At 63.7% G+C, this 18,108-nt stretch carries 24 protein-coding genes; 12 read left to right on the top strand and 12 right to left on the bottom strand.

Features of this window, described 5'->3' with window-relative positions; genetic code table 11:
• Positions 1–25: 25 nt before the first annotated feature.
• The 4 genes from thiC (at position 26) to ABDJ38_RS15325 (ending at position 3,423) form a co-directional block, all read left to right on the top strand.
• Complete coding sequence (gene thiC / locus ABDJ38_RS15340; RefSeq protein ID WP_346786012.1) at positions 26–1,885, top strand: phosphomethylpyrimidine synthase ThiC; 1,860 nt, start codon at positions 26–28, stop codon at positions 1,883–1,885.
• Positions 1,886–1,977: 92 nt separating this feature from the next.
• On the top strand, positions 1,978–2,493 hold the full coding sequence (locus ABDJ38_RS15335; RefSeq protein WP_346786011.1) for a nuclear transport factor 2 family protein: 516 nt from the start codon (positions 1,978–1,980) through the stop codon (positions 2,491–2,493).
• Positions 2,494–2,668: 175 nt separating this feature from the next.
• Entirely contained in the window at positions 2,669–3,022 is a 354-nt protein-coding gene (locus ABDJ38_RS15330; protein WP_346786010.1) for a UrcA family protein, read from the top strand.
• Between the two features lie 98 nt (positions 3,023–3,120).
• Positions 3,121–3,423: a hypothetical protein gene (locus tag ABDJ38_RS15325; RefSeq protein WP_346786009.1), complete on the top strand. Its 303-nt coding sequence runs from the start codon at positions 3,121–3,123 to the stop codon at positions 3,421–3,423.
• An 8-nt stretch (positions 3,424–3,431) separates the two neighbouring features.
• Here the strand turns inward: ABDJ38_RS15325 and ABDJ38_RS15320 are convergent, their stop codons facing one another.
• Entirely contained in the window at positions 3,432–3,740 is a 309-nt protein-coding gene (locus ABDJ38_RS15320; RefSeq protein WP_346786007.1) for an alkylphosphonate utilization protein, read from the bottom strand.
• 91 nt (positions 3,741–3,831) lie between these two features.
• Here ABDJ38_RS15320 and ABDJ38_RS15315 point away from each other — a divergent pair, with 91 nt between their 5' ends.
• Entirely contained in the window at positions 3,832–4,296 is a 465-nt protein-coding gene (locus ABDJ38_RS15315; protein ID WP_346786006.1) for a COG3650 family protein, read from the top strand.
• Here the strand turns inward: ABDJ38_RS15315 and ABDJ38_RS15310 are convergent.
• Positions 4,293–5,759 carry a S41 family peptidase gene (locus tag ABDJ38_RS15310; protein WP_346786005.1) on the bottom strand — a complete coding sequence of 489 codons (1,467 nt, stop codon included), beginning with the start codon at positions 5,757–5,759 and terminating at the stop codon, positions 4,293–4,295. The two genes, ABDJ38_RS15315 and ABDJ38_RS15310, sit on opposite strands and share 4 nt — an antisense overlap.
• A 243-nt stretch (positions 5,760–6,002) precedes the next feature.
• Here ABDJ38_RS15310 and ABDJ38_RS15305 point away from each other — a divergent pair, with 243 nt between their 5' ends.
• Positions 6,003–6,587 carry a YbhB/YbcL family Raf kinase inhibitor-like protein gene (locus ABDJ38_RS15305; protein WP_346786004.1) on the top strand — a complete coding sequence of 195 codons (585 nt, stop codon included), beginning with the start codon at positions 6,003–6,005 and terminating at the stop codon, positions 6,585–6,587.
• A 126-nt stretch (positions 6,588–6,713) separates the two neighbouring features.
• Positions 6,714–6,965: an SWIB/MDM2 domain-containing protein gene (locus tag ABDJ38_RS15300; protein ID WP_346786003.1), complete on the top strand. Its 252-nt coding sequence runs from the start codon at positions 6,714–6,716 to the stop codon at positions 6,963–6,965.
• Positions 6,966–7,045: 80 nt separating this feature from the next.
• Here ABDJ38_RS15300 and ABDJ38_RS15295 read toward each other — a convergent pair whose 3' ends face one another.
• On the bottom strand, positions 7,046–7,363 hold the full coding sequence (locus tag ABDJ38_RS15295) for a DMT family transporter (protein ID WP_346786002.1): 318 nt from the start codon (positions 7,361–7,363) through the stop codon (positions 7,046–7,048).
• Between the two features lie 240 nt (positions 7,364–7,603).
• Between ABDJ38_RS15295 and ABDJ38_RS15290 the strand changes: the two genes are divergently transcribed.
• Both ABDJ38_RS15290 and ABDJ38_RS15285 read left to right on the top strand, forming a co-directional pair.
• Positions 7,604–8,866 carry a gallate dioxygenase gene (locus ABDJ38_RS15290; RefSeq protein WP_346786001.1) on the top strand — a complete coding sequence of 421 codons (1,263 nt, stop codon included), beginning with the start codon at positions 7,604–7,606 and terminating at the stop codon, positions 8,864–8,866.
• 48 nt (positions 8,867–8,914) lie between these two features.
• Entirely contained in the window at positions 8,915–9,454 is a 540-nt protein-coding gene (locus ABDJ38_RS15285; protein WP_346786000.1) for a GNAT family N-acetyltransferase, read from the top strand.
• Positions 9,455–9,563: 109 nt separating this feature from the next.
• Here the strand turns inward: ABDJ38_RS15285 and ABDJ38_RS15280 are convergent, their stop codons facing one another.
• Complete coding sequence (locus ABDJ38_RS15280) at positions 9,564–10,640, bottom strand: sensor histidine kinase (protein WP_346785999.1); 1,077 nt, start codon at positions 10,638–10,640, stop codon at positions 9,564–9,566.
• A gap of 379 nt (positions 10,641–11,019) precedes the next feature.
• Between ABDJ38_RS15280 and ABDJ38_RS15275 the strand changes: the two genes are divergently transcribed.
• Both ABDJ38_RS15275 and ABDJ38_RS15270 read left to right on the top strand, forming a co-directional pair.
• Positions 11,020–11,799 (top strand): DUF2189 domain-containing protein, encoded by a 780-nt coding sequence (locus tag ABDJ38_RS15275; protein WP_346785998.1) that lies wholly within the window; start codon positions 11,020–11,022, stop codon positions 11,797–11,799.
• A 254-nt stretch (positions 11,800–12,053) separates the two neighbouring features.
• Positions 12,054–13,322: a gallate dioxygenase gene (locus ABDJ38_RS15270; RefSeq protein ID WP_346785997.1), complete on the top strand. Its 1,269-nt coding sequence runs from the start codon at positions 12,054–12,056 to the stop codon at positions 13,320–13,322.
• Between the two features lie 10 nt (positions 13,323–13,332).
• On the opposite strand, the gene ABDJ38_RS15265 is transcribed toward ABDJ38_RS15270, so the two are convergent.
• The gene (locus ABDJ38_RS15265; protein ID WP_346785996.1) at positions 13,333–13,749 is read right to left on the bottom strand and encodes a DoxX family protein; all 417 of its coding nucleotides are present in this window, start codon (positions 13,747–13,749) and stop codon (positions 13,333–13,335) included.
• A 91-nt stretch (positions 13,750–13,840) separates the two neighbouring features.
• Between ABDJ38_RS15265 and ABDJ38_RS15260 the strand changes: the two genes are divergently transcribed.
• Positions 13,841–15,091 carry a dipeptidase gene (locus ABDJ38_RS15260; RefSeq protein WP_346785995.1) on the top strand — a complete coding sequence of 417 codons (1,251 nt, stop codon included), beginning with the start codon at positions 13,841–13,843 and terminating at the stop codon, positions 15,089–15,091.
• On the opposite strand, the gene ABDJ38_RS15255 is transcribed toward ABDJ38_RS15260, so the two are convergent.
• From ABDJ38_RS15255 to ABDJ38_RS15225, 7 genes are all read right to left on the bottom strand, one after another.
• Complete coding sequence (locus ABDJ38_RS15255) at positions 15,088–15,303, bottom strand: DUF3008 family protein (protein WP_346785994.1); 216 nt, start codon at positions 15,301–15,303, stop codon at positions 15,088–15,090. The two genes, ABDJ38_RS15260 and ABDJ38_RS15255, sit on opposite strands and share 4 nt — an antisense overlap.
• Positions 15,303–15,530 carry a hypervirulence associated TUDOR domain-containing protein gene (locus ABDJ38_RS15250; protein ID WP_346785993.1) on the bottom strand — a complete coding sequence of 76 codons (228 nt, stop codon included), beginning with the start codon at positions 15,528–15,530 and terminating at the stop codon, positions 15,303–15,305. Before ABDJ38_RS15250 ends, ABDJ38_RS15255 begins: the two co-directional genes overlap by 1 nt.
• A gap of 4 nt (positions 15,531–15,534) precedes the next feature.
• Entirely contained in the window at positions 15,535–15,684 is a 150-nt protein-coding gene (locus ABDJ38_RS15245; protein WP_346785992.1) for a hypothetical protein, read from the bottom strand.
• A 62-nt stretch (positions 15,685–15,746) separates the two neighbouring features.
• Positions 15,747–16,184: an ion channel gene (locus ABDJ38_RS15240; protein ID WP_346785991.1), complete on the bottom strand. Its 438-nt coding sequence runs from the start codon at positions 16,182–16,184 to the stop codon at positions 15,747–15,749.
• 19 nt (positions 16,185–16,203) lie between these two features.
• On the bottom strand, positions 16,204–17,043 hold the full coding sequence (dapD, locus tag ABDJ38_RS15235; protein ID WP_346785990.1) for a 2,3,4,5-tetrahydropyridine-2,6-dicarboxylate N-succinyltransferase: 840 nt from the start codon (positions 17,041–17,043) through the stop codon (positions 16,204–16,206).
• 61 nt (positions 17,044–17,104) lie between these two features.
• The gene (gene gmk / locus ABDJ38_RS15230; RefSeq protein ID WP_346785989.1) at positions 17,105–17,740 is read right to left on the bottom strand and encodes a guanylate kinase; all 636 of its coding nucleotides are present in this window, start codon (positions 17,738–17,740) and stop codon (positions 17,105–17,107) included.
• A gap of 59 nt (positions 17,741–17,799) precedes the next feature.
• A complete protein-coding gene (locus ABDJ38_RS15225) occupies positions 17,800–18,108 on the bottom strand; it encodes a hypothetical protein (protein WP_346785988.1) in 309 nt (102 codons plus the stop codon).

The following is an 18,108-nucleotide window of genomic DNA, read 5'->3' as shown; positions in this document are numbered from 1 at the left end:
TCTCCGGTAACGAGGAGAGAAGTGCATGGCCGATATCAACAGCAAGCTCGAGATCGGTGTAACCACCGGCCCCATCCGGGGTAGCCGCAAGGTCCACGTCGGGCCGCTCAAGGTGGCCATGCGCGAGATCGACCTCGAACCGAGCAGCGGCGAGCCGCCGGTGCGCGTCTACGATACCTCCGGCCCCTATACCGACACTGACGCGACCATCGACATTCAGGCGGGCCTGCCGCCTTTGCGCCGCGAATGGCAGCTCGCGCGCGGCGATGTCGAGGAATATGCTCCGCGCGAAATCAAGCCGGAGGATAACGGCCAGCTTGGGCCGGACCGGTCGGGCGGCGTGCCCCCGTTCCCTACCGCCTTGCGTCGCCCCTTGCGCGCCAAGCCGGGCAAGAACCTGTCGCAGATGTACTACGCCCGGCAGGGTATCATCACCCCCGAGATGGAATATGTCGCTGAGCGCGAAAACCTCGGGCGCGCGAAGCTGAAGGAATACCGCCGCGAGGGGCAGGACTGGGGTGCCGCCATCCCCGACTACGTAACCCCCGAATTCGTGCGCGACGAAGTGGCGCGCGGGCGGGCGATCATCCCCTCCAACGTCAACCACCCCGAGGCCGAGCCGATGGCCATCGGGCGCAACTTTCTCGTCAAGATCAACGCCAATATCGGCAACTCCGCCGTTGCCAGCGACGTGGCGAGCGAGGTCGACAAGATGGTCTGGTCGATCCGCTGGGGCGCGGACACCGTGATGGACCTCTCGACGGGCCGCAACATTCACGACACCCGTGAATGGATCATCCGCAACTCGCCGGTCCCGATCGGCACGGTGCCGATCTATCAGGCGCTCGAAAAGGTCGGCGGCATTGCCGAGGATCTGACCTGGGAGGTGTTCCGCGACACCCTCATCGAGCAGGCCGAGCAGGGCGTCGACTACTTCACGATCCACGCCGGGGTGCGCCTGCCCTATGTGCCGCTGGCGGCCAAGCGCATGACCGGGATTGTGTCGCGCGGCGGCTCGATCATGGCCAAGTGGTGCCTCGCGCATCACAAGGAGAGCTTCCTCTATGAGAAGTTCGACGAGATCACCGAGATCATGAAGGCTTACGACATCGCCTATTCGCTGGGCGACGGCCTGCGCCCCGGCTCGATCTACGACGCCAACGACGAGGCCCAGTTCGCCGAGCTGTACACGCTGGGCGAGCTGACCAAGCGCGCCTGGGAGCAGGACGTGCAGGTGATGATCGAAGGGCCGGGCCACGTGCCCATGCACAAGATCAAGGAGAACATGGACAAGCAGCTCGAAGCCTGCGGCGAGGCCCCGTTCTACACGCTCGGGCCGCTCGTGACCGACATCGCGCCGGGCTACGACCATATCACCAGCGGCATCGGCGCGGCGCAGATCGGCTGGTATGGCACGGCGATGCTCTGCTACGTCACGCCCAAGGAGCACCTCGGCCTGCCTGATCGTGATGACGTGAAGGTCGGCGTGGTCACCTACAAGCTGGCGGCCCACGCGGCGGATCTCGCCAAGGGCCACCCGGCAGCGCAGGTGCGCGACGATGCCTTGAGCAAGGCGCGCTTCGAGTTCCGCTGGCGCGATCAGTTCAACCTCTCGCTCGATCCCGATACGGCCGAGCAGTATCACGACCAGACGCTTCCGGCAGAAGGCGCAAAGTCGGCGCATTTCTGCTCGATGTGCGGGCCGAAGTTCTGCTCGATGAAGATCAGCCAGGAAGTTCGCGAGTTCGCCCGGCTGCAGAACCAGTCGAGCGACGGCTTCGTTGCCGTGGAAGAGGCCGAGAAGGGCATGGAAGAGATGAGCAAGGTCTACGAAGAGACCGGACGCGAACTCTACATGGGTGCAGGCGACCGCGAGCACGATTGACGCTGTGCGACCTTCGTCGGGCGACGCTTGACTTGTGCACGGGGGCGGGCTTGCATCGCCCCCGGTGCATGAGGGGCGATAGAATGAGATCAATGCGTTCGACAGGTCTGGCGCTGGCTGCGGCCAGTCTGACGATAGCGGCCCCTGTTGCGGCCGAGGAGGCCCCGCCGCGCGACTATACCGCAGTCAGCGCCGCAACCGCGCCCGTGGCCGAGGCCTATTTCCAGGCCTATACCTCGCGTGATTGGGATGCGCTCGAAGGGCTGCTGGCCGACAATGCGACCTTTCGCGACCCGACCGCCACGCTCGTTTTCGGCGGGGTAGAATCGGTGGGGCGTGAGGCCATGATGGAGCGGTTCCGCCTCGGCTATGCGGGGATCACACATATGGAATTTACGCCCTTCCGGCAGATCGTCTCGGGTGATGTCGCGCTGGCCGAAGGGGCGCTCCACTGGGGGCTTGACCTTGGCGAAGGCCATACGGTGGACAGCGTCACGCCCATGGTCATCGTGCTGACCCTGGCGGACGGGAAGGTGGTCGAACACCGCGACTACGTGGACTACGCGCCCTTCCTGGCGGCAGTGCGCAAGGCCCGCGCTGCGGGTTAGAGGCGGCGCTGGTTCGGCTCGTCTTTCGTTAGGCTCTGTTCGGCGCAGTCAGTCTCACCAGGTGGTTGGAACCGTTCGGCAGATGAACCATTTTTCCCGAAGGAGCGGCGCATAGTGCGCCGCCCTTTCGTCACGCCGTACGCATGAACGTTCGGCGGGCCCGCAGGAGAATACGATGCCTATCATGCAAAAGGCCCCGCGTGGGGCCGCCATTTTTGTCGCCGGCCTACTTGGTATGACTGCCATGGCCCCGGCTTTCGCCAGCGACGGCGAGGTGCTGGTGAGCCAGTCGCTCGATCACAATGCGGTGGTGATCGAAACTGCCGATCTGGACCTTACCAGCGCCTATGATCGCGACACGCTGCAAATCCGCATCGACAATGCGGCGCGGACGGTGTGCGACATCAATGGCGGCTCCAAGATCGACCGGCTACCCGATGCCCGCGCTTGCTTCAATGACGCGCGCGAGAGTGCCGTTTCGCAGCTGGCAGCACGCGGCGTGCCGGCAAGCGCACTTGCCGGAGGCTAACCGGTTTCGCGCCCCGGTCGCTATCGTGCGATCGGGGCGCAACCAAACGGGTGCACCTGCGTTATCTCATGGCCCCCCTTCCTGAATCGGAGACTGCCATGACGCGCAAGACACCCGCGAACCCTGCCCAAGTTGCGTTCGACAGCTGGATGCTTGGGCTGGAGGCGGCGAACGTCATCTGGCTGCGCTCGATGCGGATGATGGGCGGCGGTGCGTTGGCCGAGCGCGAGGCGAAGCGCATGCTGAGCGAAAAGATCACGGCCGGGGCGAGCTTGCCCATGGCGCTGTGGCCGCTGATGAGTAGCGGCGCACAGCCCGAAGCGGTCGCCAACAAGATGCTGGCGCATTATCGCAAGCCTGTTCGTGCCAACAAGCGGCGCCTGTCGCGTGCGCGCAAGTAACGCGCCGTTTAGCGTTTGCGGACGAACTCGGCGCGCAGCACCAGCCCCTTGATGCCGGGATACTTGCAGTCGATTTCCTGCGGATCGCCGGTCAGCCGGATCGCCTTGATCAGCGTGCCCTGCTTGAGCGTCTGCCCCGCGCCCTTGACTTCGAGGTCCTTGATCAGCGTGACCTGATCGCCATCGGCCAGCACATTTCCTACCGCGTCGCGCACCTCGACCGTGTTGGCCGCAGCCTGCTTGGCCGCCAGTTCGGAAGCCGGCATCCATTCGCCGCTTTCCTCGTCGTACACGTATTCTTCGTCTTCGCCGCTCATGCGTAAATGCTCCCGTTCGCGTGGCTGCGGCCTTGGCAGGAGCGGACTTTGCTGGAAAGAGGCAATCCCCGATCGTCCAGAGGAAATCGTCATGCACCGCGCCGCTGCCAAGCTCGTTCCCGTCGCCCTGTCGTTCCTTATGCTGGCTGCCTGTTCGGGATCGGACAGCGTCGTTCCGGGCAATGCCGAAGACCCAAGGCCGTTCTCGGAGATCGGCGCCGACGAGGAAATGCGCTTTACCGGAACAGAGCCGTTCTGGGGCGGCTCGGTTGTGGGTGAGCGCCTCACCTACACCACGCCCGAGAATATCGACGGCACCGCGATTGCGGTGAGCCGCTTCGCCGGACGGGGCGGGGTGACTTGGTCGGGCATGCTCGACGGCGAGAGCTTCGACCTGATGGTGACGCCGGGCCGGTGTTCCGACGGCATGAGCGACCGGACCTATCCGTTCGTGGCGACCTTGCAACTGGGCTCGCAGCAGCGCGAAGGCTGCGCATGGCGCGCCAGCCATCCGCCTGCCGATCCGGCCCAAAAGCCAGCCCAGCAGCCCGCCTAGAACAGCCCCGGAACCTCGCGTTCGGCGGTGCTGCGCGGCTGCTCGGGCGTAAGCAGGCCGCGCTTGCCCAGGCTTGTGGGCTCGGTCGAAGCGATGGCGTCATCGGTGCTCGTGGCAATCGGCGCACACGAGCGCCCGGCAAGGAAATCGAGCGCGCGGGCAACCATGTTCTCGCGCGGATCGCCCAGCTGAAAGGACAGGTCGTCGTCGGCACGGCAGGTGTTGGGCACGGTGGTGGCCAACCCGTTGAAATACTCACCGTTGCCCTCGGCATTTTCGAGTTTGAAGGTCAGCAGCCGCAGGCGGTCGTCGCAATCGGGCAGGTCGAAGGCCGATTGGCCGACCGGTTTGCCGTAGGTGTTGGACCCGACGAGAGCCATGTTGGTGCCGAGGTAAGGCTGGAGCCCGTTGATCACCAGTTCGCTGGCAGAGGCTGTCGAACCGGTGCCGATGAAGGCAATGCGGGTGGGTGCCACCGACTGCGATCTGCTCACGAACCGGTAGGTCTCGTTCTCGCCCGATTTCGATGGCCGGAAGGCCAGCGTGTAATAGATCTCGCCGACATAGTCGCGCGCGAGCAGGTCACCGAGCACGTCCGACACCGAGAGCGCGCCGCCGCCGTTGTAGCGCAGGTCGACGACGAATTCGGTGATGCCCTGGCTGCGGAAATCGTCGAAGGCAACGCGCATGTCGGCAATGGCCGGTTCGATGAAGGTGCGCAGGTTGAAATAGCCGACCTTCTTGCCGTTATCGTCGATCACCTTCGCGCCATAGCGGTCCGACACCGGATCGAGCGCGAAGTCGGTTTTCGTAAGCGAGACTTCACGCGTGACGCCAGACTGATCGCGCACCCGCAAGACGCGTGTCACACCCGCATCGTTCGGGCCAAGCGCGAGATAAACGGCATAGTCGGGATAGACCGGGTTGCTCGCCATGATCTCGTCGATGGTCTGGAGGTTCGATGGCGACGTGCCGATGGCCAGAATTTCGGTGCCGCGATCGAGATTGGCGCCCAGCGCGGGTGTGTCCTCGAAGGTTTCCGCCACCCATACCCGGCGCGCCGCCGTATCGTAAGACAGGCGGAAGCCGAACCCCGCGCTCGATCCCGAGGAATAGTAGGCGTTCTCTTCCGCGATCGAGGTCAGATAGGTGAAATAGCGATCCTTGTTCTGCGCCCGGGCCGGGGCCACGCGGGCGTCGATATAGTCGTCCAGGTTCGCAAAAGACGCAATCGAGGGATTGGCGAGCAGATCGGGGAAGACATACCATTCGTCGATCACCGCGTCGAAAGCGGCGGCCCGGCTGGTGAGCGAGCATGGCGCGCTGCTTGCGGTCGGAGACGGGGTTGGCGCGCCTGCGCCCGGAGCGGGCGTCGCCGAACTGCCGGAGCCCGATCCACCCCCTCCGCAGGAGGCAAGCATGGCGATACTGGCAAGCGAGGCGACGAAGGGTGAGGCGCGCATGGCGGTAACTTTGCACTCCCGGAGGGGAGGGGCGACCTGCCCCTAAGGGAAAGTGCTAGGTCAGCGGCACGGCGGTGGCAAGCGGAAGAAAGCTGCCCCTGGCGGATCGCGCCGGTGTCTTGCGCGTTGGTGTTCCGCAACGAGGAGAACCTGGGGCTGATCCTTGCGCTTTGGGGGCCAAGTCTTCAGATGGGCCCCGATCCGCCGCAAGCACTCAAGCCCTCCGGAATGAAAGGACCGTCCATGGCAGGAAACACGCGCGCAGAGCTGGCACTGGCGAAACTGGCCAAACCCGAAATCCTCGGCAAGGGTGGCTTCCGTCTTACCTCGGCCGCCTTCAAACAGGGCGAAGAGCTGGACCCGTGCTTCACCTCCGACGAGGAAGACGCGGTCGCCCCGCCGCTCGATTGGACCGCGCCGCCCGCTGAAGCGGCCGAGCTGGTGCTGATCGTTGAAGATCCCGATGCGCCGGGTGACGAGCCGTTCTGTCACTGGCTGGTTTGGGGGCTTGCGCCGCAACAGGGCCAGTTGCTCGAGGGCGAGGTTCCGCCGCGCGTCGGCAAGAACTCCTTCGGCAATTCCGAGTGGGCGCTGCCCGCCCCGCCGCATGGCGACGAGGCGCACGAATACATCTTTCAGCTGTTCGCCCTCGACCTGCCGGTGGCGCTGATGCCGGGTGCTGGCCGGGCAGAGCTGTTCGCGGCGATGGAGGGCCACGTGGTCGCCGCTGCGATGCTCTCAGCCAACTATGCCCGCGCCGAGAGTGATGGCGAGGAAGGCGAATGGGACGATGTCGACATCGATTCGATCGACTTCGACGGCAATTGATGCACTTCGCAAGTGGGCAACCTGTGAAAAACCGGTGGATTACGCACTCAGGCATAGCGACGGCGGGCTTTTGGCCGGGCTAAGCGAATAGTTCCGATTCGAACGGTAAAGGACGTGAGTTAGATTATGGCTGCCAAGAACAACGCGCTGAGCAAGCCGGTTACCCTGTCGCCGGCGCTCGAAGACGTGATCGGCAAAGGCCCGATGACGCGGGCGCAGGTCACCTCGAAGGTGTGGGAATACATCAAGGCCAACAACCTGCAGGATGCCAAGGACAAGCGTCAGATCAATCCCGACGCCAAGCTGGGCGCCGTGATCGGCAACGACCAGATCTCGATGTTCAAGATGACCGCTGCGGTCTCCAAGCATCTGAGCTAAACGCTTCTCCCCCTTTAGGGGCAGAATGAAACCGGGCGCGAAGCGTGAAGGCGTTTCGCGCCCGTTTTCGTGTAAGCCGGTCAGGTCGCCAGCTTGAGGGTGATGACCCCGGCCACGATCAGCGTCACGCCCACATAGCGCATCAGCGAGCCCGGATCGCCATAGACCAGCACGCCGACCGCGAAGGTTCCGGCCGCGCCGATCCCGGTCCACACCGCATAGGCCGTTCCCAGGGGGATTTGCCGCTGGGCGAACCAGAGCAGGGTGCCGCTGATGCCAAGGCAGACGAGTGCCATGGCAAACCCGCCCAGCCGGGTCGAGGGCGACTGGGCCAGCTTCAGGCCCACCGGCCAGCCGATCTCGAAAAAACCAGCGCAAACAAGGGCAAACCACGCCATTGCATCTCCTTTCGGTGTCCAATGCCGGGCCGTCCCGGTCTTGACCTACCCAAGGGGGCGGGAACGTGGTCGCCGCAGGGCTGAGGTAGCGTTTGCTCCGCGCGGTGCAATGGCTGAGCTGCACTTTCACATATCCGAAAGATTCAGCCGGTGGGACAAAGGTCTGTCCCGCGCGCTTTTGCTATGCCATTGTCGCCTCCGATGTGAGCAGGTCCGAACCTGCCCTGATGGAGAGATTACATGGCCACTATCGTCGGCGGCGTCGCCACCTCGCACACCCCCACCATCGCCTTCGCCAAGGACGGCGGCAAGCAGGACGATCCCGTCTGGAAGCCGATCTTCGAAGGCTATGAGCCGGTGCAGGAGTGGTTCCGCGAGAAACAGCCCGATGTGCTGGTCTATATCTACAACGACCACATGACCTCGTTTTTCGACCACTACAGCCACTTCGCGCTGGGCGTGGGCGAGGAGTTCAAGGCGGCTGACGAAGGCGGCGGGCCGCGCGATATTCCCGCGATCAAGGGTGATCCCAAGTTCGCCGAACACGTCGCCCGTGTGATGGTCGCGAACGAGTTCGACCTCAGCTATTTCCAGGGCAAGGGCCTCGACCACGGGGCCTTTTCGCCGCTGTCGGTGATGGTGGACCATGACAAGGAGCACGGCTGGGCGACGAAGATCCTGCCGGTGGTCTGCGGCGTGCTGACCGTCCCGCTGCCCTCGGCGCGGCGGTTCTACAAATTCGGCAAGTCGTTGCGGCAGGCGATCCTCTCCTACCCCGAGGACATCAAGGTCGCCATCGCGGGAACCGGGGGCCTGTCGCATCAGGTCCACGGTGAGGCCTGCGGCTTCAACAATCCCGACTGGGACATGGAGTTCATGGAGCGGCTGGAGAAAGACCCCGAAGGCCTGCTCGACATGACCGTGGCCGAACTTGCGAAGCTCGGCGGCTGGGAAGGGGCCGAGGTAGTGATGTGGCTGATGATGCGCGGCGCGCTCTCGGCTGACGTGGAGTGCACGCACAAGACCTATTTCCTGCCCTCAATGTGCCCGATCGCGACGATGATACTCGAAGAGCGCACGGTCGATGCGCCGGTCGAGGCCCCCGAAGCCACCCGCGCGCGGGCCGACCACGACTATGTCGGGGCCGAGGAGATGGAGGGCACCTATCCCTTCACTATCGCCCGCAGCGTAAAGGGCTTTCGCCTCAACCGCTTCCTGCACTCGCTGACCGATCCGAAGGTGCGCAAGCTGTTCCGCGAGGACGAGGAAGCCGCCTATGAGCAGGCAGGGCTGACCGAGGAGGAAAAGGCGCTGGTGCGCGAGCGCGACTGGATCGGAATGATCCACTATGGCGTGATCTTCTTCATGCTCGAAAAGCTCGGCGCGGTGACCGGCATCGGCAACATCGACATCTATGCCAGCATGAAGGGCCTAACGGTCCCCGAGTTCCAGAAAACCCGCAACGCTGCGATCAACTACGGCGTGGCGGGCAAGGAAGACTGAGCGGGCCAGCAGCTTGCGGCTGGTCGCTCGCTTGGCGATAGGTGGCCGATGTCCTGCGATAGCCGAACCGTTGCCGTCGATGCGCTGTGTCTGCCCGATCTGCCCGCCGCGCTGGCGATTCAGGCCGAGGCCTATCCACCTTTCCTGCGCGAAGGCGAGCGCGCCTTTGCCAGCCGGATTGCGCTGAGCGCCTCCTATTGTCTGGCTGCGCGGCGGGACGGGCAGCTGCTGGGCTACCTGCTGGCGCATGGCTGGCGGCGGCAGTCACCGCCAGCGGTGGGTGCTATCCTTGGCGATGGCGGGCCGAGCGAGGTGCTGTTCCTGCACGATCTGTCGGTCTCGGCCGCCGGGCGCGGCCTTGCGATTGGCCGCCAGCTGGTCGAGCGTGCGTTTGCGCTGGCGGCGCAGGATGGGCTGCGCACGGCGGAGCTGATCGCGGTAGAGGGGGCTGCGGGGTATTGGAGCAAGCTTGGCTTTTTGGAGGAACCGGTTTCGCGCGAGTTGGCGGAGAAGGTCAGGGGTTATGGCGAGACCGCTTGCTGGATGACGAGGGCGATTGGTGAGGGCGGAGCGGGTAGCGGCGGCTAACGACCCCATTGCGGAAGTTGGAGTATCAGCGCGGGGACCGTGTCGGCTTCACCCGCACTTCGGCAATCGATGTGACCATGGCTGCGCCTCCGCTCCAGATGTCACTAGCTTAGAGGGCTGCCACCTTGGGCATAGGATCACCGCCCGAGTCTTCCGCGCCCTTATGCTGGATGGAAATGCGCGTGCCCGGTTTTCCATCCGATATGGTGGTCTTGGCTTGCAGCTGACGCGCGAGGGCTTCGACGATATTGGTCCCTAGACCTGCAACGGCTTTCGGTTTGTTCAAAACCGGCATCCCGACGCCGTCGTCCTCTACTTCCAGCGTCCATCCGCTGCCATTTGTAACGTAACGGACCTTGATTATCCCGCCTTGATCGACGGGGTAAGCATGCTTGAGCGAGTTGATTACCAGCTCGGTGACGATCAGCCCAAGGCTCACAGAGTTGGCCGAGGTCACGCTGCTTCCATCCATTACGTCGACTTTGATCTTCAGGATGTCTGGGTCTGCGATCATCGAAATGCCGATGCTCTCGCAAAGCTGCTCCAAGTAAGGGCGCAACTTGACATCGCCCGGTCCCGATTGTGAAAGCTGCTTCTGGATCGTGGCAATCGACATGACGCGGTTCTGGGCCATTTGCAGGTGGCTGCGCGTCTCGTCGTTGCTGACCCGGCGCGCCGATTGCATGAGCACCGATGCAATGATCTGGAGGCTGTTGGCCACGCGATGCTGCAGTTCCTGCATGAGCATCACGTTATTGGCGATCAGGGCTTCCATTTCCTTCTCGGCAGCCTTGGCTTCCGTCGTATCGACAACCGTCAAGAGGAGACGGATGCCTAGCGAACCTTCATATTCGAGCCTGTGTGCCGACAGCTTGAGCGATCGTTCCACGTGGCCCTTGGTCGCGGGAAGCAACATTTCATAGTCTTTGATATCTGCGCCACCCGAACCCGTCGCCCGCAAGAGCGACTTGAGGCGGGCGACATCCCACTCTCCATCGCCCATATCCAGGATGGAGCTGCCGGGAAGCGTTGCGCAGTCGACCCCGAAAGCGCGGCAAAAGGACAGGCTGGCGGCGATGATTGTGAGGCTCTCGTCCAGCATGATGAGGGGCGTGTTCGAGTTCACGACCATCGCCTCGGCAAGACTGGTGACCGGATCGGAAGCTGGCATTGGTGGAGGGGGCATGGATACCCCTTTCCTATGTGGACCGGCACAGCGCAAATTGCGGGTAATTCCGGGTCTTTCGGCATTGGCGAGTCGCAGAGAGCCGACTAGCAGATAATAGCTCTCAACAGTTTGTAGCACCTTAACCCGGTATTGGCCAACTTATCGTTAGAACCAAACCGCAACAGACGGGTGCTGTTGCCAGCTAGTGGGCCTATCTAGGAAGTGGCGCTTGGTCCGCCATGGGAGAAGTCCGTTAACTACCCCATTTCAGCCATCCATAGTCCCGATAAACTCAGCCTGAGCGGGTGTGGGACTAACTGCGCTCGCAACAATTTGACCGAGCGCAAGGCAATTTCATGCCGTTCGCTGCATAGCTAGCGACACTGGGAGAACTGCGATGACTGAAGAAGGGGCGCCGCCGAGGCCGGTGCCGACGGTCTGCAACAAGCTCGAATGGAGCGACCTGCGCGCGGCGCTGGCCGCTGGCGCGCGCGACTTCCTCGCCTGTCCGCAGTTCGGGCTGTTCTTCGCAATCATCTACGTCATCGCCGGAAACCTGATGTCGCACGCGCTGGTGACCGGCGGCGGGGGCAGCTGGATCTTTGCCGCAGCGGCGGGCTTTCCCTTGCTTGCTCCGTTCACGGCCGTCGGGCTTTACGAGGCGAGCCGCCAGCGCGAACGGGGCCAGCGGGCGAGCTGGCCGCAGGTGCTCGGCGCGCTGCGCGGGCAGGGCGATGACCAGCTCCTGATGATGGGCGGGTTCCTGTTCGTCGGCTTCAGCTTCTGGATGATCCTTGCCCACGGCATCTTCGCGATCTTCATGGCCGAATCGGGCATCGGCACCCATTCGCTCGACCTGTTCACCACGCCCGCAGGCCTTGCCATGATGGTGGTTGGCGGGGCGGTGGGGGCCGTGGTCGCCTATGTGTTCTTTGCCTTTACCGTGGCCAGCCTGCCGATGCTGGTCGACCGCGAGGTCGACTTCCTCACCGCGACCTTCGCCAGCCTGCGCCTTGTCGGACAGCACAAGGCGGTGATGCTCGGCTGGGCGACGATCGTGGCGGTGCTGCTGACGCTGGCGTTGTTGCCGTGGTTCCTCGGGCTGCTGGTGGCGCTACCGGTGCTCGGCCATGCGACATGGCATCTTTACCGGCGGGCCATCACCTTTGCGACCTGACCGCGCGCGGCCAGCCTGTTCGTCCTTTCCTACAGCGGGTGAACCGTGCTTTCCCTCCTGGCATGACCTCGAAAATCTTCCAAGCTGTCAGAGCGTTAGCGCGCCACAGGCCGGCCCAGAGATTTTCACCCAGGACACTGTCACACCTGTCACACCTTGACCGGGCGCAAGGACGCTGCCGGGCGGGCGGCTTAGCTCCCGGCAAGAACCGGCCCGGTCGCCTTGGTGCGCGGGCGGCAGTGGAGAGTGCTCACATGGCCCAGATCGTCGGCGGCTTTGCCGTCTCGCATACCCCTACCATCGCCTTCGCGCAGGACGCGGGAAAGCAGGACGACCCGGTGTGGAAGCCGATCTTCGACGGGTTCGAGCCGGTCAGGCAATGGCTGGCCGATACCAGGCCCGACGTGATCGTCTACGTCTACAACGACCACATGACCTCGTTCTGGATGCAGCACTACTCGCACTTCGCGATCGGCATCGGCGAGGAGTATGCAGCCGCCGACGAGGGCGGCGGCCCACGCAAGATCCCGCCGATCAAGGGCGACCCCGAGTTCGCGCAGCACCTCGCCTTCGGCATGGTGGCCGACGATTTCGATCTCTCCTACTGGCAGGGCATGGGGCTTGATCATGGCGCCTTCTCGCCATTGTCGGTGCTGCTGCCGCATTCGGACGAAGAGGGCTGGCCGTGCAGGATCGTGCCGCTGCAATGCGGTGTGCTCGAACTGCCGATCCCGCGCGCACGGCGGTTCTGGAACTTCGGGCGCTCGCTGCGCCGCGCGATCCAGAACTACCCGGCAGACATCAAGGTGGCGATTGCGGGCACCGGCGGCCTGTCGCACCAGGTCCATGGCGAGCGCTGCGGGTTCAACAATGTCGAGTGGGACCACGAGTTCATGGACCGGCTGGCCTCCGATCCGGAAAGCCTGCTCGATATCCCCGTGGGCGAGCTGGTGAAGCTCGGCGGCATGGAAGGCGCCGAGATCGTGATGTGGATGCTGATGCGCGGCGCGCTCGCTCCGAAGGTCAACGAGCTCCACCGCAGCTTCTTCCTGCCCTCGATGACTTCAATCGCCAGCATGGTGTTCGAGGATGCCGAACCCGATCCCTCGCCTGAGAGCACGGAGGACTATGCCAAGCGCATCTACTGGGATGTCGCCCCGGCGCTGGAGCTGGAAGGCACCTATCCGTTCACGATCACGCGCAGCGCCAAGGCCTGGCGGATCAACAACTTCCTGCACTCGATCGTAAAGCCTGAGTTCCGCGCCCGCTTTACCAGCGACTTCGAGGCGCTGGCCGACGAATATGCGCTGACCGAGGAAGAGAAGACGATGATCCGCGATCTCGATTGGATCGGCATGATCCACTACGGGGTGATCTTCTTCAATCTGGAGAAGCTCGCGCCGGTGGTGGGGCTGGGCAATATCGACGTCTATGCCGCGATGAAGGGTATGAGCGTCGAGGAGTTCCAGAAAACCCGCAATGCCGCGATCAACTACTCGGTCGAGGCCGAGCCTGCGAATTGATCGTGCGCGGCTATCGGCCTCGGCGGGTGAAGGGCCAGTCGGTCACCTTGGCGGTCCACAGGGCGAGCCAGATCAGCAGCGGCTGCGCGATCATGCGCGGGACGTGGTAGGCAAGGCCCAAGCCATGGTCGGGCCGGGCAAGGTCGATCAGCATGTGGTTGATGTTGGCAGGCCACACGCACAGGGCATAGAGCGCAAGGCCCACACCTGCCGCCTTGCGCAGCCATGGCCCGAACGGCTGCGCCAAAGCGACCGCGCCGGCTACCTCGGCAAGGCCGGTCCAGTAGATCACCTGCAGCGGGTAGGGCACCCAGCCGGGTATGATCGCGAGGAAGGTAAGCGGTGTGGTGAGATGGAAGTACCCCGCCGCCAGATAGAGCAGCACCAGAAGCCAGCGCAGGATCGTTCTCGTCATGCGTGAGGACATGCCTTGCTCTTTGCTGGCTCACAAGCGTCATTGTGCCTTGCAACATAAACCGAGATGCGATGATATGCCGGGATACCACATAGGAGGTCGCATGTCTGTTTCCCGCCTGATGCTCGCCGCTTCGCTGTTCGCGCTTTCGCTTCCCGCCACGGCGCAGACCCCTGAAGAAACGGCGGCCGCCGCGCTTGAAGAAGCGCCGGTGTGGGACGGGCATAACGACGTTCCCGGCCAGCTGCGCGGTCGGTTCCACAACGTGATCGGCGATTTCGACTTCACCCACACGCTCGAGGGCGAGCACTGGACCCCCGGCGAGATGCACACCGACATCGCGCGCCTGCGCGAAGGCAAGGTCGGGGTGCAGTGGTGGTCGGTCTATGTCTCGGCCAGCCTTGAAGAGCCGGTTGCGGTGCAGACCACCATCGAACAGATCGACGTGCTCAAGCGCCTGATCGCCGAGAACGCCGATGACATGGCGCTGGCGCTCACCTCAGCCGATGTCGAATCGGCGCTCGCCGAGGGCAAGATCGCGGGGATGATCGGCATGGAAGGTGGCCACTCGATCGGCTCAAGCCTGGCGGTGCTGCGCCAGATGTACGACCTCGGCGCGCGCTACATGACGCTCACCCACTCGTCGAATACCAGCTGGGCCGACAGCGCTACCGATGATCCCGAGCATGACGGTTTGACCGAATGGGGTGTGAAGCTGGTGCAGGAAATGGCGCGTCTGGGAATGATGATCGACCTTAGCCACGTCAGCGAAGCGACCATGATGGACGCACTCGACGCGACTGACGCGCCGGTGATGTTCAGCCATTCAGGCGCGCGGGCGGTAACGGGACATGCGCGCAACGTGCCCGACGCAGTGCTGCGGCGGCTGCCAGAGAATGATGGCATCGTGATGGTGGTGGCTCTGCCCGGCTATATCAGCGAGGCCCAGCGTGAGCGCAACGCCAACCGCGCGGCCGAAAAGGCGCGGCTGGAATCTCTCAATCTCGGCAATCCAGCGGCGGTCGAAGCCGGACTGGTAGTGTGGGAGGAAGCCAATCCCATGCCTGATGCGACCATTGCCGACATGGCCGACCATATTGACCACATCCGTGATCTGATCGGCATCGACTACATCGGCATCGGCGGCGATTACGACGGTATGGCGAGCGGCCCTGTCGGGATGGAGGATGTCACGGGCTATCCCGAATTGTTCATCGAACTGGCGCGGCGCGGATACTCGCAGGAGGACCTCGAAAAGATCTCCAGCGGCAACATGATGCGGGTTCTGAAGAAGGCCGAAGCCTATGCCGCCAGCATGGCCGCCGTGCCGCCGATCGAGACGCCTACGAACTAGTCTCCTCGGGCAAGATCGTCGGAATTGGTCTCAGGCTGCGACTCGGGCAAGACCCCGTGCGTGGCCGCTGCCACTTCTTCAAGCTCGCTTTCGCTCATGCGCTCGTAGAAGGTGCGAGCCACGCCATCCAGCCGGGATGCGTCCGCCTTGCCGCGCTTGGCGGCAAGGGCTTCACCGGCGGCCTCCTGTCGTGCTTGCGATTGTTGGTTCATCAGCCTCTTGCCTCGATTTCGGAGCCTAGCTTCAGGACCTGGCTGCCATCGTCCTGTTTGATCAGATAGGCCGGGTTGTCCGCATCACCCTTGCGCGTAATCTCGCTCCCCTTGAGGGTGCGAGTCACTTCGCATTCGAACCGTTCCGCGATCTGGCCTTCCCCTGTGCCGTTGCCCCACGACCATGTCACGTACTGGCCGCTTCTGAAGCTGTTGGCATTGCTCACGATATCAGGCCAGCGCCGGGATGATCCAGATGATGGACATCGCGATCACTGCAAGAACAAGACTGATGCCCAGAACCCAACGAACGGTGTTGGGCGCTGTACCCCCGCGCGCATCGTCGGTTTTCATGTGGAGCTGCTGATCATCGTTCTGCATTTTGCTGCCTTTCGATTGTGTTCTTACCAGAACTACGCACGCAGGCCCCGGCTGGTTCCGCCTTAACCCGGATCGATGCGCCCCAGCATGCGAAAGAAGAACGCGGTCGACCAGCCCAGCATGATCACCCCGATGATGCTCTCAAACGCGCCCACCAGCCGCCAGTCGGTGGTCACATGAACATCCGAATAGCCTACTGTCGAATAGGAGATAGACGAGAAGTAGATCGCCGCCTCGAGCGTCTCGTTGGCGCCCACGGCAAGGTAGGTGAGGGCAAACAGCCAGATCTCCAGCCCGTGCAACGTCACCAGCGAGAGGACGATAAACAGGGTGAAGGCCACGCCGCGCAGCGACAGCGCATCGGTGTGCTGCATGCGCTCGATCGAGCGTTCGGTGCGCAGCGCGCGGCTGAGGCTGAACAGGCCGAAGCCGTGGATCACGATGGTGGCGACCACCAGCGCCGTCGAAACGACGAATTCGATCCACAGGCTTGCGGCCATCGGCTCTCCTCAGGCGCGGCTAGTCGCGCAGCAGTTCGTTGATCCCGGTTTTCGAGCGGGTTTGCGCGTCGACCGTCTTCACGATCACCGCGCAATAGAGGTTGGGGCCGGGCGTCCCGTCGGGCAGCGGCTTGCCGGGCATGGTGCCGGGAACAACTACGGCATAGGGCGGCACCTCGCCCATGTGCACTTCGCCCGTGGCGCGGTCGACGATCTTGGTCGAGGCGCCGAGATAGACGCCCATCGAGAGCACCGCGCCTTCGCCCACGCGCACGCCCTCTGCCACTTCCGAGCGGGCCCCGATGAACGCGCCGTCACCGATGATCACCGGCCCGGCCTGCAGCGGCTCGAGCACGCCGCCGATCCCCGCGCCGCCCGAGATATGCACGTTCTTGCCGATCTGCGCGCAGGAGCCGACGGTCGCCCAGGTATCGACCATGGTGCCCTCATCCACGAAAGCGCCGATGTTCACGAAGCTCGGCATCAGCACCACGTTTTTGCCGATGAAGCTGCCGCGGCGCACCACGGCGCCCGGCACCACACGGAAGCCGGCATCGGAGAACATGTTGTCGCCCCAGCCGGCGAACTTGCTCGGCACCTTGTCGAAAGCGGGCGCGCCGCCCGCACCGTTCTCGATCACGACGTTGTCGCGCAGGCGGAACGAGAGCAGGACGGCCATCTTCAGCCACTGGTTGACCTGCCAGCCGCCATTCCCATCGGGCTCGGCGACGCGGGCGGCGCCGCTGTCGAGCAGTTCTAGCGCCTGGTTCACGACCTGGGCCACCTCGCGGCTGGCGGGGGTGACATTGGCGCGGTCTTCGAAGGCAGCTTCGATGGCGGACTGGAGTTCGGCGGTCATGCAGCGTGTTCCTCGTGTCTGTTTGCCAGCGCGGCTAGCCGCTCGCCTTGCGCGAGACAAGTCAGCGCATCAATTCGCGCGCAAACTCGATCAGGCCGCGCTGCCGCTCTCGCTTCAGGCGTTCGGCCTGGAGAATGGCGCGTACCTGCTCGAAGCAGGCTTCGACGTTCTCGTTCACCAGCACGTAGTCGTAAGCGTCCCAATGGCTGATTTCGGCCTTTGCGCGGTCCATCCGGCCGCGGATCACCTCGTCGCTGTCGGTCCCGCGTGAACGCAGGCGGTGTTCGAGTTCGCCAATGCTCGGCGGTAACAGGAACACCGAGACCACGTCCGGCCCGGCGGCCTGCGACAATTGCTGCGCGCCCTGCCAGTCGATATCGAACAGGTAATCCTGCCCGACAGCGAGGCCTTCGGAAATCTGCGCGCGTGGTGTGCCGTAGCAGTTGCCGAACACCTCGGCCCATTCGAGAAAGTCGCCAGCTTCGACCATGCGGTCGAATTGGGGCCGTTCGGTAAAAAAGTAGTCCTGTCCCTCCTTTTCGCCGGGGCGAATCGGGCGGGTGGTGACCGACACCGACATGGCGAGGCTCTGCTCGGCGGCAAGCAGCTTGCGTGCGATTGTGGTCTTGCCTGCGCCCGATGGCGAGGAGAGGATGAACATCAGGCCGCGGCGCGGCAGGGTCTCGGATTCGGCCATAGGCGCTTCTGGCGCAAGCCGCCCCAGCCGATCAAGCCCGTATCATGGGTGTGCTTTGCCTAATTGCCCGCTCGTCCACGGATAAGGGCATTTGCGACGATAGCGGCGCCGATCATCATGGCGCCCGGAACCGACTTTTTCGCGACATATTTGGCGCCGAGCAGGCCGACCCTTCGAGTCGGGCTCGACTTGAGCAGCTTGCGGTCGCTCTCGGTCTGTACGATCTTGCCCTTCTCGAGCATCTGAACGACGAAATTGCGTAGCAGTGCGGCAATGACAACGATCAGGATTTCGGCAATGACCGGGTGGGTAATGGGCTTGCCAACTTCGGCTTCGGCGGTGCGCTTGGCTTTGGATTTGCGGGTCAT

Source organism: Aurantiacibacter flavus (assembly GCF_039710615.1).
GTDB lineage: Bacteria > Pseudomonadota > Alphaproteobacteria > Sphingomonadales > Sphingomonadaceae > Alteraurantiacibacter > Alteraurantiacibacter flavus.
The sequence above is the reverse complement of the archived record's forward strand: the minus strand, read 5'-3'. Positions and strand labels throughout refer to the sequence as shown.

Coding starts and splice junctions, on each gene's coding strand:
- thiC (WP_346786012.1), top strand. CDS start 26: ATGGCCGATATCAACAGCAAGCTCGAGATCGGTGTAACCACCGGCCCC.
- ABDJ38_RS15335 (WP_346786011.1), top strand. CDS start 1,978: ATGCGTTCGACAGGTCTGGCGCTGGCTGCGGCCAGTCTGACGATAGCG.
- ABDJ38_RS15330 (WP_346786010.1), top strand. CDS start 2,669: ATGCCTATCATGCAAAAGGCCCCGCGTGGGGCCGCCATTTTTGTCGCC.
- ABDJ38_RS15325 (WP_346786009.1), top strand. CDS start 3,121: ATGACGCGCAAGACACCCGCGAACCCTGCCCAAGTTGCGTTCGACAGC.
- ABDJ38_RS15320 (WP_346786007.1), bottom strand. CDS start 3,740: ATGAGCGGCGAAGACGAAGAATACGTGTACGACGAGGAAAGCGGCGAA.
- ABDJ38_RS15315 (WP_346786006.1), top strand. CDS start 3,832: ATGCACCGCGCCGCTGCCAAGCTCGTTCCCGTCGCCCTGTCGTTCCTT.
- ABDJ38_RS15310 (WP_346786005.1), bottom strand. CDS start 5,759: ATGCGCGCCTCACCCTTCGTCGCCTCGCTTGCCAGTATCGCCATGCTT.
- ABDJ38_RS15305 (WP_346786004.1), top strand. CDS start 6,003: ATGGCAGGAAACACGCGCGCAGAGCTGGCACTGGCGAAACTGGCCAAA.
- ABDJ38_RS15300 (WP_346786003.1), top strand. CDS start 6,714: ATGGCTGCCAAGAACAACGCGCTGAGCAAGCCGGTTACCCTGTCGCCG.
- ABDJ38_RS15295 (WP_346786002.1), bottom strand. CDS start 7,363: ATGGCGTGGTTTGCCCTTGTTTGCGCTGGTTTTTTCGAGATCGGCTGG.
- ABDJ38_RS15290 (WP_346786001.1), top strand. CDS start 7,604: ATGGCCACTATCGTCGGCGGCGTCGCCACCTCGCACACCCCCACCATC.
- ABDJ38_RS15285 (WP_346786000.1), top strand. CDS start 8,915: ATGTCCTGCGATAGCCGAACCGTTGCCGTCGATGCGCTGTGTCTGCCC.
- ABDJ38_RS15280 (WP_346785999.1), bottom strand. CDS start 10,640: ATGCCCCCTCCACCAATGCCAGCTTCCGATCCGGTCACCAGTCTTGCC.
- ABDJ38_RS15275 (WP_346785998.1), top strand. CDS start 11,020: ATGACTGAAGAAGGGGCGCCGCCGAGGCCGGTGCCGACGGTCTGCAAC.
- ABDJ38_RS15270 (WP_346785997.1), top strand. CDS start 12,054: ATGGCCCAGATCGTCGGCGGCTTTGCCGTCTCGCATACCCCTACCATC.
- ABDJ38_RS15265 (WP_346785996.1), bottom strand. CDS start 13,749: ATGTCCTCACGCATGACGAGAACGATCCTGCGCTGGCTTCTGGTGCTG.
- ABDJ38_RS15260 (WP_346785995.1), top strand. CDS start 13,841: ATGTCTGTTTCCCGCCTGATGCTCGCCGCTTCGCTGTTCGCGCTTTCG.
- ABDJ38_RS15255 (WP_346785994.1), bottom strand. CDS start 15,303: ATGAACCAACAATCGCAAGCACGACAGGAGGCCGCCGGTGAAGCCCTT.
- ABDJ38_RS15245 (WP_346785992.1), bottom strand. CDS start 15,684: ATGCAGAACGATGATCAGCAGCTCCACATGAAAACCGACGATGCGCGC.
- ABDJ38_RS15240 (WP_346785991.1), bottom strand. CDS start 16,184: ATGGCCGCAAGCCTGTGGATCGAATTCGTCGTTTCGACGGCGCTGGTG.
- dapD (WP_346785990.1), bottom strand. CDS start 17,043: ATGACCGCCGAACTCCAGTCCGCCATCGAAGCTGCCTTCGAAGACCGC.
- gmk (WP_346785989.1), bottom strand. CDS start 17,740: ATGGCCGAATCCGAGACCCTGCCGCGCCGCGGCCTGATGTTCATCCTC.
- ABDJ38_RS15225 (WP_346785988.1), bottom strand. CDS start 18,108: ATGACCCGCAAATCCAAAGCCAAGCGCACCGCCGAAGCCGAAGTTGGC.